14 protein-coding genes are annotated in these 17931 nt (G+C 40.3%); 12 read left to right on the top strand and 2 right to left on the bottom strand.

The features are described from left to right. Window positions 1–616: 616 nt before the first annotated feature. The 11 genes from F580_RS0105905 (at window position 617) to F580_RS0105855 (ending at window position 11754) form a co-directional block, all read left to right on the top strand. Window positions 617–1438, top strand: a complete 822-nt coding sequence (locus tag F580_RS0105905; RefSeq protein WP_019026774.1) for a crotonase/enoyl-CoA hydratase family protein — start codon at window positions 617–619, stop codon at window positions 1436–1438. A 290-nt stretch (window positions 1439–1728) separates the two neighbouring features. Next, on the top strand, window positions 1729–3000 hold the full coding sequence (locus tag F580_RS0105900; RefSeq protein WP_019026773.1) for an efflux RND transporter periplasmic adaptor subunit: 1272 nt from the start codon (window positions 1729–1731) through the stop codon (window positions 2998–3000). 108 nt (window positions 3001–3108) lie between these two features. After that, window positions 3109–3864, top strand: a complete 756-nt coding sequence (locus F580_RS0105895; RefSeq protein WP_019026772.1) for an ABC transporter ATP-binding protein — start codon at window positions 3109–3111, stop codon at window positions 3862–3864. Next, window positions 3857–5155, top strand: coding sequence for an ABC transporter permease (locus F580_RS0105890; RefSeq protein WP_019026771.1), 1299 nt, complete (start codon window positions 3857–3859; stop codon window positions 5153–5155). The genes F580_RS0105895 and F580_RS0105890 overlap by 8 nt, the downstream gene beginning before the upstream one ends. Before the next feature lie 18 nt (window positions 5156–5173). Further along, the gene (locus tag F580_RS0105885; protein WP_019026770.1) at window positions 5174–6403 is read left to right on the top strand and encodes an ABC transporter permease; all 1230 of its coding nucleotides are present in this window, start codon (window positions 5174–5176) and stop codon (window positions 6401–6403) included. A gap of 312 nt (window positions 6404–6715) precedes the next feature. Then, window positions 6716–8032: a sigma-54-dependent transcriptional regulator gene (locus F580_RS0105880; RefSeq protein WP_019026769.1), complete on the top strand. Its 1317-nt coding sequence runs from the start codon at window positions 6716–6718 to the stop codon at window positions 8030–8032. 302 nt (window positions 8033–8334) lie between these two features. Beyond that, window positions 8335–9669 carry a sensor histidine kinase gene (locus F580_RS0105875; RefSeq protein WP_019026768.1) on the top strand — a complete coding sequence of 445 codons (1335 nt, stop codon included), beginning with the start codon at window positions 8335–8337 and terminating at the stop codon, window positions 9667–9669. 274 nt (window positions 9670–9943) lie between these two features. Further along, the gene (locus F580_RS0105870) at window positions 9944–10225 is read left to right on the top strand and encodes a type II toxin-antitoxin system Phd/YefM family antitoxin (RefSeq protein WP_019026767.1); all 282 of its coding nucleotides are present in this window, start codon (window positions 9944–9946) and stop codon (window positions 10223–10225) included. Beyond that, window positions 10222–10401, top strand: coding sequence for a type II toxin-antitoxin system RelE/ParE family toxin (locus F580_RS24035; RefSeq protein ID WP_019026766.1), 180 nt, complete (start codon window positions 10222–10224; stop codon window positions 10399–10401). Before F580_RS0105870 ends, F580_RS24035 begins: the two co-directional genes overlap by 4 nt. An 845-nt stretch (window positions 10402–11246) precedes the next feature. Further along, on the top strand, window positions 11247–11501 hold the full coding sequence (locus F580_RS0105860; RefSeq protein WP_019026765.1) for a type II toxin-antitoxin system Phd/YefM family antitoxin: 255 nt from the start codon (window positions 11247–11249) through the stop codon (window positions 11499–11501). Beyond that, window positions 11494–11754 (top strand): Txe/YoeB family addiction module toxin, encoded by a 261-nt coding sequence (locus F580_RS0105855; protein WP_019026764.1) that lies wholly within the window; start codon window positions 11494–11496, stop codon window positions 11752–11754. Before F580_RS0105860 ends, F580_RS0105855 begins: the two co-directional genes overlap by 8 nt. A 225-nt stretch (window positions 11755–11979) precedes the next feature. Here the strand turns inward: F580_RS0105855 and F580_RS0105850 are convergent, their stop codons facing one another. Then, on the bottom strand, window positions 11980–14052 hold the full coding sequence (locus F580_RS0105850; RefSeq protein ID WP_019026763.1) for a YjbH domain-containing protein: 2073 nt from the start codon (window positions 14050–14052) through the stop codon (window positions 11980–11982). 224 nt (window positions 14053–14276) lie between these two features. Further along, window positions 14277–15320, bottom strand: coding sequence for a hypothetical protein (locus F580_RS0105845; protein ID WP_019026762.1), 1044 nt, complete (start codon window positions 15318–15320; stop codon window positions 14277–14279). Between the two features lie 1483 nt (window positions 15321–16803). Between F580_RS0105845 and F580_RS0105835 the strand changes: the two genes are divergently transcribed. After that, window positions 16804–17931 (top strand): polysaccharide export protein, encoded by a 1128-nt coding sequence (locus F580_RS0105835; protein WP_019026761.1) that lies wholly within the window; start codon window positions 16804–16806, stop codon window positions 17929–17931.

Here is a 17931-nt window from a genome sequence, read left to right as displayed (position 1 = left end):
TAAGAGAAGCCCGTTACGAAAGTAACGGGCTTTTTGCTGTTTGGGATTTGAGAATAAGCGCGAATAAATTCCCGCCTACGGTATGAGACCTGTGTAGGCGGGATTTCAATCGCGCAATATAATAGCGGAGGAGGTGAGAGCGTGAGGGTGTTTTTCCCTTTATGTAAGAGTAGGACATTCTCCACTTCACTCTCTCATAAATGACAACAAGCCCGATTCGAAAGAGTCGGGCTTGTTCTGTTTGGGATTTGAAATTATTTCAAATAAGCGCGAATAAATTCCCGCCTACATGTGCGAATAAATTACTGCCTACTACATGGGCGGACAAATTTCCGCCTACCTGCGCGAAAAAATTCCCGTTTACAGATCAAAGTCATGCCTTAAATATTCCAATCGACTTATACCAATTTCATTAAATTATTGCTCACTTGTGCTGGTTAAAGTACTCCATGTCAGCGTTGCTCTCAAACCCAATAGCCAGCTATTGCTCAATCGAGCGCCTTGCCCTGATTTATTTTCTCTATGCACAACAAGAACACAAACTTAATGAAACTGGTATTAGCATAAAATATACGTTACGTTAGTGGTCATACCACTAATTTACTGAGTAAATCGAATGCCAAACGATACTATTGATAATCGAGTCAACTTAACAATAAAAAATGGTATAGCTCACGTTAGTCTTAACAGGCCGGATAAGCATAACGCCATTGATATTAAGATGTTCTATGCTATTAGCCAAACCATCAAGCAATTGAAAGTTGATAGATCAATTAGGGCTGTGATTGTTGAGGGCATAGGTGAAGATTTTTGTTCCGGCTTAGATATTAAATCGGTGATGAAGTCGGCCAAGGCGCCATTACAGCTATTATTCAAGTGGTTACCTTGGCAAGCTAATTTAGCTCAGTATGTTTCTGTTGGTTGGAGGAAAATACCTGCTCCGGTGATCATGGTCATTCACGGACGTTGTTGGGGAGGAGGTTTGCAAATAGCCTTGGGTGGGGATTTTCGTATAGCTGCCCCTGATACTTCAATTTCAATTATGGAGTCTCGTTGGGGCTTGATCCCTGATATGGGCGGAACTTTGGCATTAAGGGAATTGTTATCGTTAGATATTGCTAAGGAACTCGCTATGACAGGAGCCATTATTAATGGCGAACAAGCGCTTAACTATGGCTTAGTGACACATGTTGATGAAGACCCTGCTGAAAAAGCCTTACAACTCGCACAAGCCATTTGCCAACAATCCCCCGATGCTGTAGCCGCCACGAAGAAACTCTATAATAAAAGTTGGTGGAGCAAACCAGGTTTTGCTTTGCTCAGAGAGTCCTATTATCAAGTTAAAATTTTATTGGGTAAGAACCAAAAAATTAAAACCTATAACCAACTTCATCAAGATGAAAAAACCAGAGAGTTTGTTAAAAGACAAAATTGGTAACCCCTACGCCTTTAGCCCTTTACACCCTTTAGCTAAGCTTTGTTGTTAGCCAATCTTGAAATACCCATCGTTATGTCACTCCAGGCTTAAGACTAGCCACCTATTTAACTCTGTCCGTCAGTGTCCGTATGTTATCTAACGGACACTGACGGACATACTGAGTGTCCGATCGGACACTCAACTATTTCTATGAAATAACTATCCCTTTAATTACAGTTAGTTACATATGTAAATTTTTTGGCATCGAACCTGCAATACTTGGTCATTATTAGATAACTAAGTAGAAAAACATGATTGAAGGAACAAGCGGACAGGATGAAGAGATAGCTAACCCTAAAAAAATCGCCGTCAAAAAGATAATTCTGAGTGTCTTGCTGTTATGTGTGTTGTCTTACGTTACTTTTCCTACGCTATCCCAATGGTATTCTTCTATCCCCAGTGTTGATCGAAACAGTATTAAAGTAGATACCGTGATTAGAGGCGATTTAATCAGAGATGTAGTGGTTTCAGGTAAAGCCGTTGCCGCCAATGCACCACAACTTTATAGCACTGAGATAGGAAAAATCACCTTATTAGCTAAGCCAGGTGAAACGGTAAATAAAGATCAAATAGTGGCGCGCCTGCATAGTCCTGAGCTCGATGCATTAATGAAACAGCAGCAAACGACGCTAGAGCAGTTAAGTATCAATGCTAATCGTGGTGTATTAGCAGACAAAGAAGCGCAACTTGACCTTGAAAGTAATATGAACGCCGCACAATCAAGCCTTAATGTAGCGAAACGAGAGTTTCAACGGGCAGAAATATCTTACGGTAAGCAAATTATCAGCGAAGTCGATTGGTTAAAAAGCCAGGATGCCGTAGCCGATGCTACCCGCTTATTCGAACATGCTAAAAAAAGAGTATCATTTGCCAAAGAGCGCTTACAGTTTGAGAAGCAGCACAGAGACTTCCTCGTGCAAAAAGAAAAACTGATCTTAGATGAATTATCACGTCGTCAAAACGCACTAGAAATTAAAGCGCCGGTAGGCGGTGTGGTGGGTAATTGGTTAGTTGCACAGCGTAATACTATCGCGGCAAACACTGCCATTATGACCATTGTTGATTTATCTGAGTATGAAGCCGAGCTAAGTGTTCCTGAATTCTACGCGGATGACTTAGGCATTGGCTTAGAAGTGGCGATGACAATCTCAGGAGTCTCAGTGCGAGGCGAAATTATTGCTATCTCTCCTGAGGTTAAAGCTAACCAAGTGAAGGTAAGAGCGAAAATAACCAACTCACCGAAAATTCAGTTAAGACAGAACCAACGCATCAATGCCCGTATCGAATTTGAAAAGAAAGAAAATGTACTTATGGTTAAACGCGGCGCTTTTATCGGCTCTTTTGGAGGCAATTATATCTTCAAACTTGCTGACGATAATTATGCCGATAAAACAGCCATTCAAACCGGTGCTATTAGCGTTGATTATATCGAAATTATTTCCGGTATCGAAGCGGGCCAACAAGTCATAACGTCAGGTTATGAGAACTTTAATAAAGCAGAAAAAATTTACTTAGCAGATTAACTAACCTCATCTGCTAAACAAGCCATTTTAATAAATAAGCGAAGGCTAGCGACGTAAACTAAATCGAATGATTTGACCGGCTAGTACCTAATACTAAAGGAAAGTACCATGCTAAAAATGAACAATATCTCTAGAATTTATCAAAACGACACTATTCAAACACATGCTCTTAGAGACTTCTCGTTAAATGTAAAAGCTGGAGAGTTTGTTGCGGTAACGGGGCCATCGGGCTCAGGTAAATCCACATTTCTTAATGTTGCCGGCTTATTAGACCATTTTGATGGTGGCCAATATGAATTAGATGGCGTTAGTGTGCAAGGTTTAAAAGATGATGAGTTATCGAGATTAAGAAATGAAAAACTCGGCTTTATCTTTCAAAACTATAATCTTATCCCTGATTACAGTATTTTTGATAACGTTGATATGCCGCTGCGTTACCGTGGTTTTAGCGCCAGAGAAAGAAAGCGCCGTGTTGAAGAGGCGTTAGAAAAAGTTGGTTTAGCTTCACGGCTTAAGTACCTACCTAGCCAGCTTTCAGGCGGACAGCAACAACGTGTTGCCATTGCTAGAGCACTAGCAGGAGAGCCTAAAATATTACTCGCCGATGAGCCAACAGGTAACCTTGATTCATTAATGGCGCGCCAAGTGATGGAAATATTACATGACCTTAACAAAGACGGCGCTACCATCATTATGGTTACCCATGATCCCGACCAAGCACGCGAAGTAAGTCGTAATGTGCAAGTGATAGATGGCCAACTTGCTGACTTTAAAATTTACGCCCCCCTAGATAGAACGGCAGGAAATACCGGTAAAAGTGTTTCGATAAGTGCAGCTGTAGAAGAGGAGATGGCTGATGCGTAGCAATAGCATGTTTGCTTATAACTTGTCTTTAGCACTGAAGAGCTTTAAACAAGCACCGTCATTATATTTTTTGGTGATTTTAACCTTATCTATTGGTGTCGGTTTATTATGTGCTAATTTGGCTTTGGTGAACTCAATGACAAGTGACCCTATCCCTGAAAAAAGCGGTCAACTTTTTCATGTCAGTATGAACACTTGGCCTAATGATCAGCCCCAAGCTGAGCCGTTTCATATTTTGCGTTACCGGGAAGCGATGAAAATATCGTCTTCTGATATTCCTAAAAATAGCGCAGTTTTTTATGCCTCAGGTGTTTATGCACGAGATTCAGCATCAACAAGTTTGAAACGTTTTGATTCGAGTGTTCGTGCTACCACCCCAGGTTTTTTTGCATTAACGAATGCGCCTTTTGCTTACGGAAGTGGTTTTGCTAAAAGTTCGGGTATGGAAGTAGTAATTGGTAATGAATTAAACCAAAAGATTTTTGCCGGTGAAAACAGTGTTGGTAAAGTACTCGAGCTAGATGGTGAATTATTAACTATTGTCGGTGTACTTAAACCATGGCACTTACGTCCTTTATTTTACCATGCTACTGAAGGCCGCGCTTTTAACTTAACGGATGATATTTATGCGCCATTAGAAACCTCGATAGATTTAGGTTGGTCAATCCATGCCCGTAGTTCTTCGACCGTCAGTTACCAAGGAGTTAAGTTTACCCGTGACCGTAACGTCTTTTATCTACAAGCTTGGGTTGAGTTAGAAAACTCGGCACAGCAACAGGCTTTTCAATATTATCTGGATAACTATAGCCAAAGTTTAAAAGACGCAGGTGAACATCCATTAGCTATTCTTAATGAATTACGTGATGTGAATGCTTGGTTGTTAGAGCAAAATATTGTTGACCAAAATGTGTTAGCTTTCACTTTTGCGTCAGTATTATTTCTTTGTGTATGTGTTTTCAATGCCAGCAGTTTGTTGTTATCACGTTTTCACTCAGCAAAATTTGAAGTGGGTTTACGCCGAGCTATTGGAGCTAGTAACAAAGATATGTTGGTGCAAGGCATTACTGAAAGTGCCTTGTTAGGTATTGTTGCGGGGCTGTTATCTTTATTACTGAGTTGGTTTTTCCTAAAATTATCAATAAAATTTTTGCCTGATCTAGAAAACTTAGCGGTGCTGGATCCTAAATTACTCATGTTAGGCATGGCATTAGCGTTAGTCACTGCGATTGCCAGCGCCTTATATCCGTTATACCGTGCGAATCGTTACACCATCTCAGCTGAGCTAAAATAATCTAAATAAGGAAAACTCATGAATTTTACTAGATTGAATGTAAAGGGATTAATTAAGTCCTTATTATTGCGAAAATTCACTACGGGATTGTTGATTTTACAACTGGCTATCACACTCGGATTATTAGTGAATAGTGCTATATTAGCCTTAGATACTCGCGAAAAAATATCACAACCAACGGGGTTAGATGACGAAAATATATTACTTGTTTCTACCCACCCAACCTCAGGGGCTTATCGCGATTTAGACTACTTTCGCTCAATTGTTAATGAAGATTTAGCTAAATTAAACCAATTAGTTGGGGTGAATAGTGTTTCTATCACTAATCAATTACCTATCAGAAGTCGAGGCATGTTGAGTAATACCCATGATATTGATCACCCAGATCAGGAAAAAAATGATAAATACCTAAAAGACGTCAAGTACATTATTGCGGAAGAACATTTAGCTGAAGCTATGGGTTTTACTATACTAGAAGGTCGCTTTTTAAATGAAAATGACCAGCTTGATTTTGACAGTGAAGCAAAAAACAATATCGTTATTACCGAGTCTTTGGCAAAAGCACTTTATGGTGGGGAGTCTGCTGTTGGCCATGAAACCAATAACGGCCATATAATTGGCGTTATCAAAGATATAATGCTCGACCCAACACTACCTCGTGATAAACAATACGGCTTATTCATCAACACCATGATGAAGTATATATTTGTTGGTCGTTATTACGTGCTAAATGTTGAACCGGGTCAAATGGCGAAGGTGCGTAGCCAAGTCAGTGATACTATTTTAGCGGTACAACCTGAACGTGATATATTTAAAGTATTTACCTTAGCAGAGCATTTAAAAGGCTTTTATCGTGATGACCAAGGCCTATCCGATTTATTTCTATTATTATGTGGCTTAATGATCTTTGTTACCGCTATCAGTAGTTATGCTTATTCACAGTTTCATATCTCGCGCCAGAAGAAATACATTGGTATTAGGCGAGCACTAGGCGCACGTAAAAAAGACATTCTTTTGTATGTGCTAACAGAAAACTGGTTGGTATATAGCATTGGCTGTCTATTAGGTTTGGGTGTGGCTTTAGCCTTCAATATATTGTTGAGTCAGTATATAAGCTTGAGTAAACCAGATATGATGTTGTTTTTATTAGCAAGTGCAGTCATTTTTGTTTCAGGCACGCTAGCTACTTGGATCCCTGCAGTCCAGACCAGTAATATTCCGCCAGTGATTGCCACGAGAACGGTGTAGGCCAAAGCGCGAATAAATTCCCGCCTACGGGGGCATATGTAGGCGGGATTTTAATCGCGCATTGCTCTCCGTAGGCGGGAACTTGTTCGCGCATCACTTAGGATTTCAATCGTGCAGGTTTGAAGGTTCGTAATGTAGGCGGGAACTTGTTCGCGCATCACTTAGGATTTCAATCGCGCAGGTTTGAAGGTGCGTAATGTAGGCGGGATTTCAATCGCGCATTGCTCTCCGTAGGCGGGAACTTGTTCGCGCATCACTTAGGATTTCAATCGCGCAAGTTTGAAGGTGCGTAATTAATGCAAAAGGAAAAAAATGCCACAAATACTAGTTGTTGATGATAACCCCGATATTCTTGAAGCACTCGAGTTATTGTTGAGCTTGCATGGTTATACGGTACTAACCGCTGAAAATGAGAAACAAGCACTTATGGCGGTATCTCACCAACGTGTTGATTTAGTTATTCAAGATATGAATTTTGCTCAAGGCATTACTTCAGGTACAGAAGGCAAGTCACTATTTAAGGCCTTAAAAGCCATTAATAATGATTTGCCTATCATCTTAATGACGGCATGGACGCAACTAGAGACTGCTATTTCATTGGTTAAAGGTGGCGCGACCGATTACCTACAAAAGCCTTGGGATGATGTAAAACTGCTTGATTTAGTCGCCACATACAGTCAAAAGACTCAGCCAAGTATAAGTCATACCGGTAAAGGCAGGAGTAGCGAAAACAAAAATAAGACTGCGGATGATTTCATTTATAAAAGCCAAGAAATGAAAGCCTTAATAGCGCAAGCAAGTAAAGTGGCCGGTGCAACCGTCAATGTATTAATTACCGGCGCGAATGGCTCGGGTAAAGAAAAACTGGCGGATTATATCCATCAGCAATCGCCTCGTTTTAATAATGCCTTTATCAAAGTGAATATGGGCGCTTTACCGCATGAGTTAATGGAAGCCGAGCTTTTTGGTGCGGAGAAGGGCGCATTCACTGGCGCGAATCAAGCGCGTATTGGTCGATTTGAAGCGGCAGATGGTGGCACATTATTTTTAGATGAAATCGGCAACTTAACTTTAGCTGGGCAAATGAAGCTATTAAGAGTGTTGCAAACCGGGGAGTTTGAACGCTTAGGCTCTAGCGTAACAATCAAAGTAGATGTCAGAGTACTGAGCGCCACCAATGCAGATTTAACTTTAGCGGTGCAACAAGGCAGCTTTCGGCAAGATCTCTATTATCGTTTAAACGTTATCGAGTTGCATTTACCTGAACTAGCAAAGCGCCAGGCAGATATTGTACCGTTAGCAGAGTACTTTATTGGTAGTGAGTACTCACTTGGTGATGAAGCTAAGCATGCATTAACAAATCATGCTTGGCCGGGAAATGTGCGTGAATTAGAAAACGCCTGTAAGCGCGCGTTAGTTTTTGCCAACAATAGCATCCTAGCGCCGAATGATTTTCAGCTAGGAGCCATAAAAGCAAGTTCAGTGTTTGATGAAAAAACGCACATAGAAAAGGTCTTGCTCAAACATCATGGCGTTATTAAACATAGTGCCACCGAGTTAGGCTTAAGCCGACAAGCGTTATATCGTCGTATAGAAAAATATCAAATTGATGTCGAAACATTATGTTAGTTAAGTCATGGTATAGCCCTTTGCTGTAGGCGGGAATTTATTCGCGCATCTCTTAGGGTTTCAATCTCGTATGGTTGGGTGGGGTTTCAATCGCATATTTTTGATCCCCCGTAATGTTGGGTGTGATTTTATATATTTGCGCGAACAAGTTCCCGCCTACGGGGGGATATGTAGGCGGGATTTTAATCGTGCATGTTTGAAGGTGCGTATGTAGGCGGGATTTCAATCGCACATGTTTAAAGGTGCGTAATTAATGGTAATGTTCTTGGTGTTTTCTTACTCTCTTTTTTAGTTGAATCTATATGTTAATAATCCAATTAATCTTCATCAATATTACCTTCATCATTAGCTTCTTTTTGTTAATGCCTAGCTCGCCTTGGTTATTCGCAATAAGCTCGGTGTTGTGCATCACATTAGCTGCTATGCGCTATCGTTCTTATCAGAAAAGCCACCGACAAAATCATAAAATATTACAAAGCCTATCACATGGTTTACGAAACCTACAAGACGGTGACTTTTCAATTAGCCTGGCTGATAACACGGCGAATGAAGGGGGCGGTAAAAACAAAAGTCAGCATGAAGTGTTAGCGCTGTTCAATCAAGTAACCGATAAACTGAGACTAGAAAAGCAATCTATCTATCAAAGAGAGCTGTTACTCGATAAGGTGGTTAATGCCTCAGATGTGGTAACGGTATTAGTTAATCACCGAGATACCATTATTTTTGCTAATCGCGCCGCTGAGTTTTTTTTCAACCAGAAAAGCATGTTGGGCATGTCTTGGCAAACGCTGCTCAATGAAAAACTACCTGAGCTTATTCCACATCAAGATAAAGATAATGCCATCATCCAGTTACTGCTAAATGATAACAATGTTAATGATGAACTGGTGAAAGCACTAACTAAAACCGAGCAAAGCTGGCACTTATCTCGTCACCAGTTAAAATTACATGGCAGTCGTCATCAACTCACTTTACTTAAACCCTTAACACAAGCCATGCATCAACAAGAGTTACAAACATGGAAGAAAGTAATACGGGTTATTAATCACGAATTAAACAACTCTATCGCACCGATAAGCTCTATGTGTCATAGCGGTAATATATTGGCAGAGCGTTTAGAACAGCCACAGCTCATTCGAGTGTTTGGCACTATTTCTAAACGGATTAATAAGCTGGCTGAATTTATTCAAAGTTATAGTCAACTGGCGCGTTTATCTAAGCCAAAAAAGCAGATGTTTGATTTAAGTAAAACCTTAAAGCAATTACAAGAATTGTATCACTTTACTTTGCATTGTCAGCATACTGAGATGATGTTTTCAGGGGATGAGAGCCAGATTGAACAGTTGTTAATAAACTTACTTAAAAATGCCCAACAAGCATGTCCAGAAAAAGCCAGCGTCGTTCATATAACAAGTCAACAGGGTACATTATCTATTACCGTGAGAGATTTCGGCCCCGGCATGCCAGTACAAGTGCTGACCAAAGCCTTCTTGCCTTACTACTCAACTAAAGTCGATGGCAGTGGTATAGGTTTAAGTATTTGTCGAGAAATAAGTGATGGTCATCAAGGCCAAATCACCTTAAATAACCACCCTGAAGGTGGCTTACAAGTAGAAGTACACCTACCGCTAAGCTAACCGCAAGCCCCCCATCATCGAATTCGTAGGCGGGAACTTGTTCGCGCACCACTTGAATTTATTCGGGCCTTCAACAATTCGGGATTGAAATCCCTCCTACAAATGCCCATAACCCCATACGTGCTTAATTACTCTGGGGGTAACCGTAGGCGGGAGTTTATTCGCGCATCACTTAAGAATTCATCCGCGTTTTGGGCTCAAGTTCAAAGTCTTGTGCTAATTTCTAATTTTTACTATACTTCGTACCAAATAGAGTACAACTAAAGGTACGGTTATGAGTAGACTACATTTTGATCAAGATATTCAGCCTCTTTCAGATTTTAGGGCTGGAGCTGCGTCATTTATACGTCAAATTAATGAAACTAGAAGGCCAATTGTTATCACCCAAAGGGGGAAAGGTGTAGCCGTAGTCGTAGGTGTAGCTGAGTATGAATCTATGCAGGAGAAAATTGAGCTACTTGAAGAAATACAAAAAGCAGAAACCCAAATTTCAGCTGGACTAGGTATGTCTAATGAAGATGCTCGTGCAAAAATTTTAAAGAGTATTAAAGCTTGAAAGTAGTTTGGTCTCCTTTAGCATTAGAAAAACTAGAGGCAACAGCTAAGTTTATTGCTCTTGATAAACCATCCGCAGCTGACAAATGGGTGAATGATGTTTTTGATCGAACTGACTTACTTGGTTCTCAACCTGAATTAGGTAGAGAAGTGCCTGAGTCATACCAATACCATTAAGTTTGTGATCTTGTTGTGCGAAGGAAAAATATTTTAAGGTAAGGCGTTCGATTGAGTAATAGCTAGCTATTGGGATTGAGAACAACGCAACATTGGAGTATTTTAGCCAGTACAAGTGGGCAATAATTTAATGGAATTGGTATTATAAGGGTCTAATTATCGTGAAGTAATGTTTGGTAGTTATCGTATTATTTATAAAATTGAAAGTGACATTAAAATACTTACTCTACGTAATAGCCGCCAGTTGCTCAGCTTGGATAATATTGAGTCATCATAATAGATTTAAGTCGTATTCTCCTGAATCCATATTTCAAGAACTGGATCTTCGACAAGCCTCTTCGCATAAGATAGTCGAAGATGACGGCTGCTTTTTAATCCCATTCTCTCTAACCGTCATGCACCCAACCAAGCTTCCAATAACTCCCGAAGTTTCTTAGCGGACGTAGCATGGATGCTACTTATTAGAGAATGCAGGACGCTGATTCTCCTGAATTTATTCGCGCATCACTTAAGAGTTTATTCGGGCCTTCAAAAATTCGGGATTGAAATCCCTCCTACAAGAGCCCTATAACCGTCATGCACCCAACCAAGCTTCCAATAACTCCCGAAGTTTCTTAGCGGACGTGGCATGGATGCCACTTATTAGAGAATGCAGGATGCAGATTCTCTTGAACTTGTTCGCGCATCACTTAGGAGTTAATTTACGCTTTGGGCTTAATGCGAACGTGGCATGTGCGCTACTTCTACAACTAATACACCTTTATGTTATCTAACTTGACTTGTATATAACGTTCTTTTTAGTTAAACTTGTACCATTACCTGTACAACTAATAAAGGGGAGTATTATGAGAATTGTATCTTTCACTGAAGCTAGAAATGGGCTGAAATCGGTACTTGATCATGTCGTAAACGACGCTGATTATACCATTATTACCCGTAGAGATTCGGAAGATGCTGTTGTTATGTCCTTGGATCATTTTAATAGTTTGATGGAAACTGTTCATTTATTAAAATCACCTGCGAACGCAGCTCATCTAGCCCGATCGATTGAACAATTTAAATCAGCTCAAGTGATTGAGCGAGAGATATTAAATGACTAGGTTGCTAGCGTGGACCCATGATGCATGGGCTGACTATGTATATTGGCAAGGACAAGACAAAAAAACGCTTAAAAGGGTTAATAAATTAATTACCGACACTAAGCGGTCTCCCTTTGAAGGTATTGGAAAGCCCGAGCCTCTGAAAGAAAATTTGTCGGGTTTTTGGTCTAGACGAATAGATGAAACTAATCGACTAGTCTATGCAGTAAGTGACGGCCATATTACGATTATATCCTGCCGTTATCATTATTAATTATCTGTAGGCGGGAGTTTATTCGCGCATCACTTGAATTTATTCGCACCTTCAAAGATTCGGGGTTGAAACCCCTCCTACAAATGCCCATAACCCCATACGTGCTTAATTACTCTGGGGGTAACCGTAGGCCGGAATTTATTCGCGCATCACTTGAATTTATTCGGACTTTAAAAAATTCGGGATTGAAATCCCTCCTACAAATGCCCATACCCCCACACTTGACTACCGCGCTAAATAATAAGCTTCTCTTAAGCGTTTTGAATTATTATAAATATATTCACTGCTTAAGCGATTGTTATTATAAAAAGCACTATCAAGGTTATAAAACCGCTGGGAGGTGTCACCACTACCAGGGGTTAATTTATTATGGCTTTTTCCTACTAACGTATTCACTGAATATCGCCATTTTGGCTTACCCCTAACTTGAAAGTATTTATTATTGTAATCTTTACGCGGCGTTAACGGGATTGAAAAACCAAGGCCAATAAACTGGTTAGCTTCTTCATTATCTACCTTGGTATCTTTATAGGTTAAGTTAAGAGTAACATCGCCAAACATTCGCTCTAATTTAACCACGAAACCTTTATCTTGCTGCCAATATTGACCAACCTGTACTTCAGCTGAAGCGTTCAAGTGCGCGTTATAGTACAGGTATTTCGCAATAACGACGTTTCTTTGTGGATCCTCTACATCTTTCCAACAAGCAGGAAATAAAATATTACAGCCATCATAATGTTCTCTTTCCTGTATTTCTTGGTTTTCATATCGTGCGGTAAAGAGGTTAACTTTATGGCTACCAGCAAAGCTTTGCCAGCGTACTTCGTTTGAAACGTAATCATAAGTATCACGATACTTGCCCACAGAAGCCATGTTCTTTATTGAGTAGGGTAATGAAAAGGTCTGATGGAAGCTGTATTCTTTTAGCCCGGTTGTTTGCTTGTCATCAGAAAAAAATTCACCATCTTCGAAGTTTTTAGTTTCTGTTACTTGTTTGGTGTGCTGCGCTGTTACCGCGGCACCAGGCCATAATGGCACCTCAAGGTGGCTAATCAAAGCGACAGAGGCGTCAAACGCTCCAAACTCAGTGCCGACTCTCGTTACAAGGCCCGGCCAAAAAGTAATACGAGGTTTGAACCATATACTATTACTATCCGATAGAGCTGCTGTGGTATTTCTTCGTTGGCTGCCAAAAGTATCCGTAGATATATCTAGCTTTAATGGCTGGTTATCGGTTAAGAACGCATCATATTCAGCTAAACTACCTTTAACAACTAAAATAGGGATTTGTCGCTCTTTCAGTACGAGTTTAAAGTGTGAGTAATTCTGTTGAATATGTTTGCTGAGGATGCCCAAAACCACGCCAAGCCCATCTATTTGGTTGCGGTTATAAATGTGGTTTTCTAGTTCTACATAGATTGTATTATAATCAGCTTCAGCAATTTCAATTGCTTCAAAACCTTCTTTAGCCAACAGCTCTAGTACTAGTTGGCGTTCAGCAGTAGCAGAGCGAACTACAACATCAGACGCTATCTCATCTAAATCAGCTAAGTTGCTGTTTAGTTCGCGGTACGGCGAGGAGTTATTAGCGCCGTTAAAATTAAGGGGAATAGTTAATCCTACCCCGTAATAAAAATCATCTTTAAGTTCTTCGTTGGTACTTGAAACCAGTAAGTCGGTAGTTAATTGCATGCCACCACTAAGCCAGCTTTTAGGGGATGATAAATGCAAACCTAAGTTGGTGTCTGCTGCATCATATTCTGCTGATAATTTTAGCCATTGATAAGGTTGCCAAGCAAGACCGGCAAAAACACCGTCAAGGCGTCCTTGATTTGAGTCACTTTTGCCCATACCGAGGGAAACATTAACGTTTTCAAAAAAATTCTTAGATGCAACGGCATATTTAGCATCAAAGTAGTTGGCAGAGCCACCGACATCTTGTATGCCAAGCGCTAAACTAAACCAATCTTTAGGAATAAAAGGAATAGCTACTTTAATATTTGCTGATAAGTCGGTTAAGCCGCTTTCACCACCAAAATTGTAATCAGCTAAGCGTCCTGAAACTTCAACATATTCCCATAAACCAACGCCAAAGTTATAATTATCACCATTGCGATAACCACCCTTTGTTTCAACTTGATTACCATATTGTAGGTAAAATTTGCCTTCATCAAATAATTTCGCCGTGGGGGTATTGATTAAACCGCTATAACCTTGAAAAGACATGGTCGCTTCAGGCTCAGCAGCAAAAGTAACTGACGGTAGTAAAGCCAGGGCGAATAGAATACAGCGCTTCATTTTAATAAATCCTACAGGGTGAATTAATCAACTAAATCTTAACTAAACCTTATGTTAAATAGAAAGGTAAATTGAAAGAAAAGTTGAAAATTAAGTTGAAAAAAAGTGAACAGTTAAATTGCAAGTAAAGTGGAATAATTAAGTGAAAGTAAAGTGAACAATGATGAGTCTTACAGTCGAAAAAAAACCCGCCAAGAGGCGGGTTTTAATAGTATAACTAAGGCTTAGCCTTCACCGCCAGTACCACCAGTACCACCAGTGCCGTCAATGATATCACCAATAATATCCCCAAGAGCGTCTTCATCAACCTCGGTAGGAACTTCTTCTAAAGGAGGAAGGGGATCACCTTCAGATTTCAAGTCTACTGCAACTGCAATATTAACAATTTCTTGAGAAATTTGTTCTTGTGTTGCATTAACTGTTGCTAGTGCAGCAGCAGTTTCACCGCTACCTAAGTCAGCTTCAGGATCAGCTAATAATACAGCGGTAATCTCTTCAATAGCATCCAAGTAACCAACAATTTCATCAGCTAATGTTGAACCATCAGTAACGGTTAAGCTGGTTAAAGAGGCGTTAATAAGTGTTAATGTTGCAACAATCGAATCAGTTGTAGAAACAGTATCTGCATTAAACGCATCAACAATATCTATAGTAAATAGATTTGTTGCTGAAAGGTCGACACCTAAAAGAGCGCCAACGATTTCAGATGAATCTTGTTGAACTGCTAAGAAATCCTCAGCCGAAATTGTCGCTAAATCAAGCCCTGTACCTTCAATAGCAGCTGCAGATAAAATAGTATCTGTCGCCATTGTTGTTAATGAATTCACATCAGCGTCAATTGCTGAACCATCGGTATAAGAAATGGTAGATAATGTTAAACCTAGTAATTCACCAAATGGGATTGTATCACCATAGACAAGATCACCACATACTGAAGCATCACAAATCATAGTTGTATCTTCGTCTGCAACAACTTCAATTAGGAAGGTACCCATAATGGCAGCGCCTGATTCATCAACGATCTGTACGCTATAATCACCGTTTTCAAGAGTTTGTGTGGTAGCAAGTAATATAGCCTTTTCTGTATCGCTAGCAGCATAAACATTAACCGTAGCAAAAGCTAAACTTCCTTTAACCGCTCCACCAGCGATATCAAGAGTTGTAGGCTCTGGTGGTGGCGGTGGTGGTGTTTCTTTTTTATCATTGTGACAAGCGGTTAAAGCCAAAGCGATACTAGCTGCTAGGGTAGTTTTTACTAATTTATTCATTTTTAAATTGCCTTATAACTTATTATGTAGTGGTAGGATAGCTGATTACTAAAGAATTCCGTGTAATGTTCAGTCTTTAAAATAAAATTCCATGGTAGTGGAAGCGTGTTATTTAAACAAGTTATTTATCACTACAAACACGCTTACATGTAAATTTAAGGGGGGTATTGTTATATTCTAGCTGTAATTGTTATCGCTAAGGGTGAATACCCCTGTTCTGGTCCTAGTATTAAATAGGTAATATCCTTCTCTAAAGCAGTCGTAAATACCGCCTACATATCCCGCCTACATATCCCGCCTACATATACCCCCCGTAGGCGGGAATTCATTCGCGCATCACTTAGAAGTTTATTCGCGCTTTGTTCTTCTCGTCATTCCCTAGGTGGCTGAACGGACGTGGCATGGATGCCACTTATTAGAGAATGCAGGACGCACATTCTCCTGAGCAATTATCTTGATGCACATTATCCTGAATCCAGACCTAAGAACTGGATCTTCGACAAGAAAACTCGAAGATGACGACTGCCGTAGGCGGGAATTTATTCGCGCATTGATCACTTGAACTTGTTCACCTTGTATTTATTCACGTTTAACCTGTTCGGTCTTTCAAACATGCGCGATTAAAATCCCGGCTACATAGACCCCCCCGTAGGCGGGAGTTAATTCACGCATCACTTAATAGTTTAACCGCGCTTTGGGCTTAATGTAGACGTGGCATGGACGCACATTCTCCTGAATCCAGACCTAAGAACTGGATCTTCGACAAGAAAACTCGAAGATGACGACTGCCGTAGGCGGGAATTTATTCGCGCTTTGTCCTTTTCGTCATTCCCGAGGTGGCCTGTCGGTCGTAGCATGGATGCTACTTATTAGAGAATGCAGGACGCACATTCTCCTGAATCCAGACCTAAGAACTGGATCTTCGACAAGAAAACTCGAAGATGACGACTGCCGTAGGCGGGAACTTGTTCAGCTTTCAAACATGCGCGATTAAAATCCAGCCTACATAGACCCCCCGTAGGCGGGAATTTATTCGCGCATCACTTAAGAGTTTATTCGCGCATCACTTAGAAATTTATTCACACTTTGTACCAAGTTCCAATTCATTCTAAGATTTTTGTCCATGGCCCCTATTAAATAACAACTAGAATCACGCTAAACCTAAACCTAAACCTAAACCTAAACCTAAACCTAAACCTAATGTAATAAAGTGTAATGGTAATGTAACAGTAAGCAAAAGTCTCTTTACGTTCGTAGCCCAAGTAAATTAAGGGTTTAGAAGTAACAACCAAAAATTTGATTTTCCTGAATAGTCCTACTACACAGAACCTTGCCTTAATTAAGTGTTTCTCGCTAGACAAACACTGTTAATTTGCGTATTATGCGGCGGCTATGCTGCTTGTGGTATTTGAGTGCTATCTGTACAAAATAGCAAAACAACACGGCAGTTGATTAAATTTGCGAAGGATTGAAGCAATACACAATGTTAAAACACTCTAAAAACCTGGTTGTCTCATTATCTCTACTGATACTGAGCGGTTGTAGTATGATTCCCGGCAGTCATATGGAAGGCATCGATGCTGACCCTGAAACCTCTACGCTAGAACAAGACTTATCAAGCGTACATATCTCCGTTATTGATTCTTCATTAATTGCTCGTTTAAAAACTAGCCAACAAGCCTCTGCACAAACAAAAAAACACACGCCGGTAAACATCGACGGTTACGATTATGTACTCGGTATTGGCGATGTATTATCTATTGGTGTCTGGGACCATCCAGAATTAACCATCCCTGCAGCCGTGCAAAGAACCGCAGAATTTGATGGCTTTAGAATTCAAGCCGATGGCACTATTACCTATGCTTATGCCGCCAATATACCTGCGGCAGGTAAAACCATTAGACAATTACACCAGGTATTAGTAGCAAAACTAAGCCAAGTAATAGAAAAGCCCCAGTTAGATCTCAAAGTAGTTTCTTTTAGAAGTCAAAAAACCTACGTAACCGGTGAAGTGAAAAAACCGGGAGTATTTGCTATCACCGAGATTCCACTAACTTTAATTGATGCCTTGAACCTAGCGGGCGGTTTAAGTGAAAGAGCCGATTGGCGTACCGTTAATTTTACCCGCGAAAATAAAACTGAAATCATCAGGCTTGATGACTTTTATACCAAAGGCGATATATCTCAAAACCGTTTACTTAAACATGGCGATATTATTCATGTAAACCGAAGCGATAACCAAAAGGTATTTGTACTAGGTGATGTGAAAAAAGCCGGCAGTATTGAAATTAATCGTTACGGCTTAAGTCTTGCCGAAGCATTAAGTGATGTTGGTGGTTTGAATGACGCAACAGCGGATGCTAACGGTATTTTTGTATTACGTAAACGCCCTGCTAACGATGAAGGCATTATTGCCGACGTTTATCAACTACATGCACAGAACGTAGTGGCGCTTGTGTTAGCTGACCAATTTAAATTACAACCTCGTGATATTATTTATGTCACTACCGCACCTATTGCTCGTTGGAATCGCTTGATCAGCCAGTTAGTACCTACAGTACAAGCGCTTGATAGTATTTCCACTATTAAAACGCAAGGGGCGTTCTTCTAA

This window comes from Colwellia piezophila ATCC BAA-637 (assembly GCF_000378625.1).
Classification (GTDB): Bacteria; Pseudomonadota; Gammaproteobacteria; order Enterobacterales; family Alteromonadaceae; genus Colwellia; species Colwellia piezophila.
The sequence above is the reverse complement of the archived record's forward strand: the minus strand, read 5'-3'. Positions and strand labels throughout refer to the sequence as shown.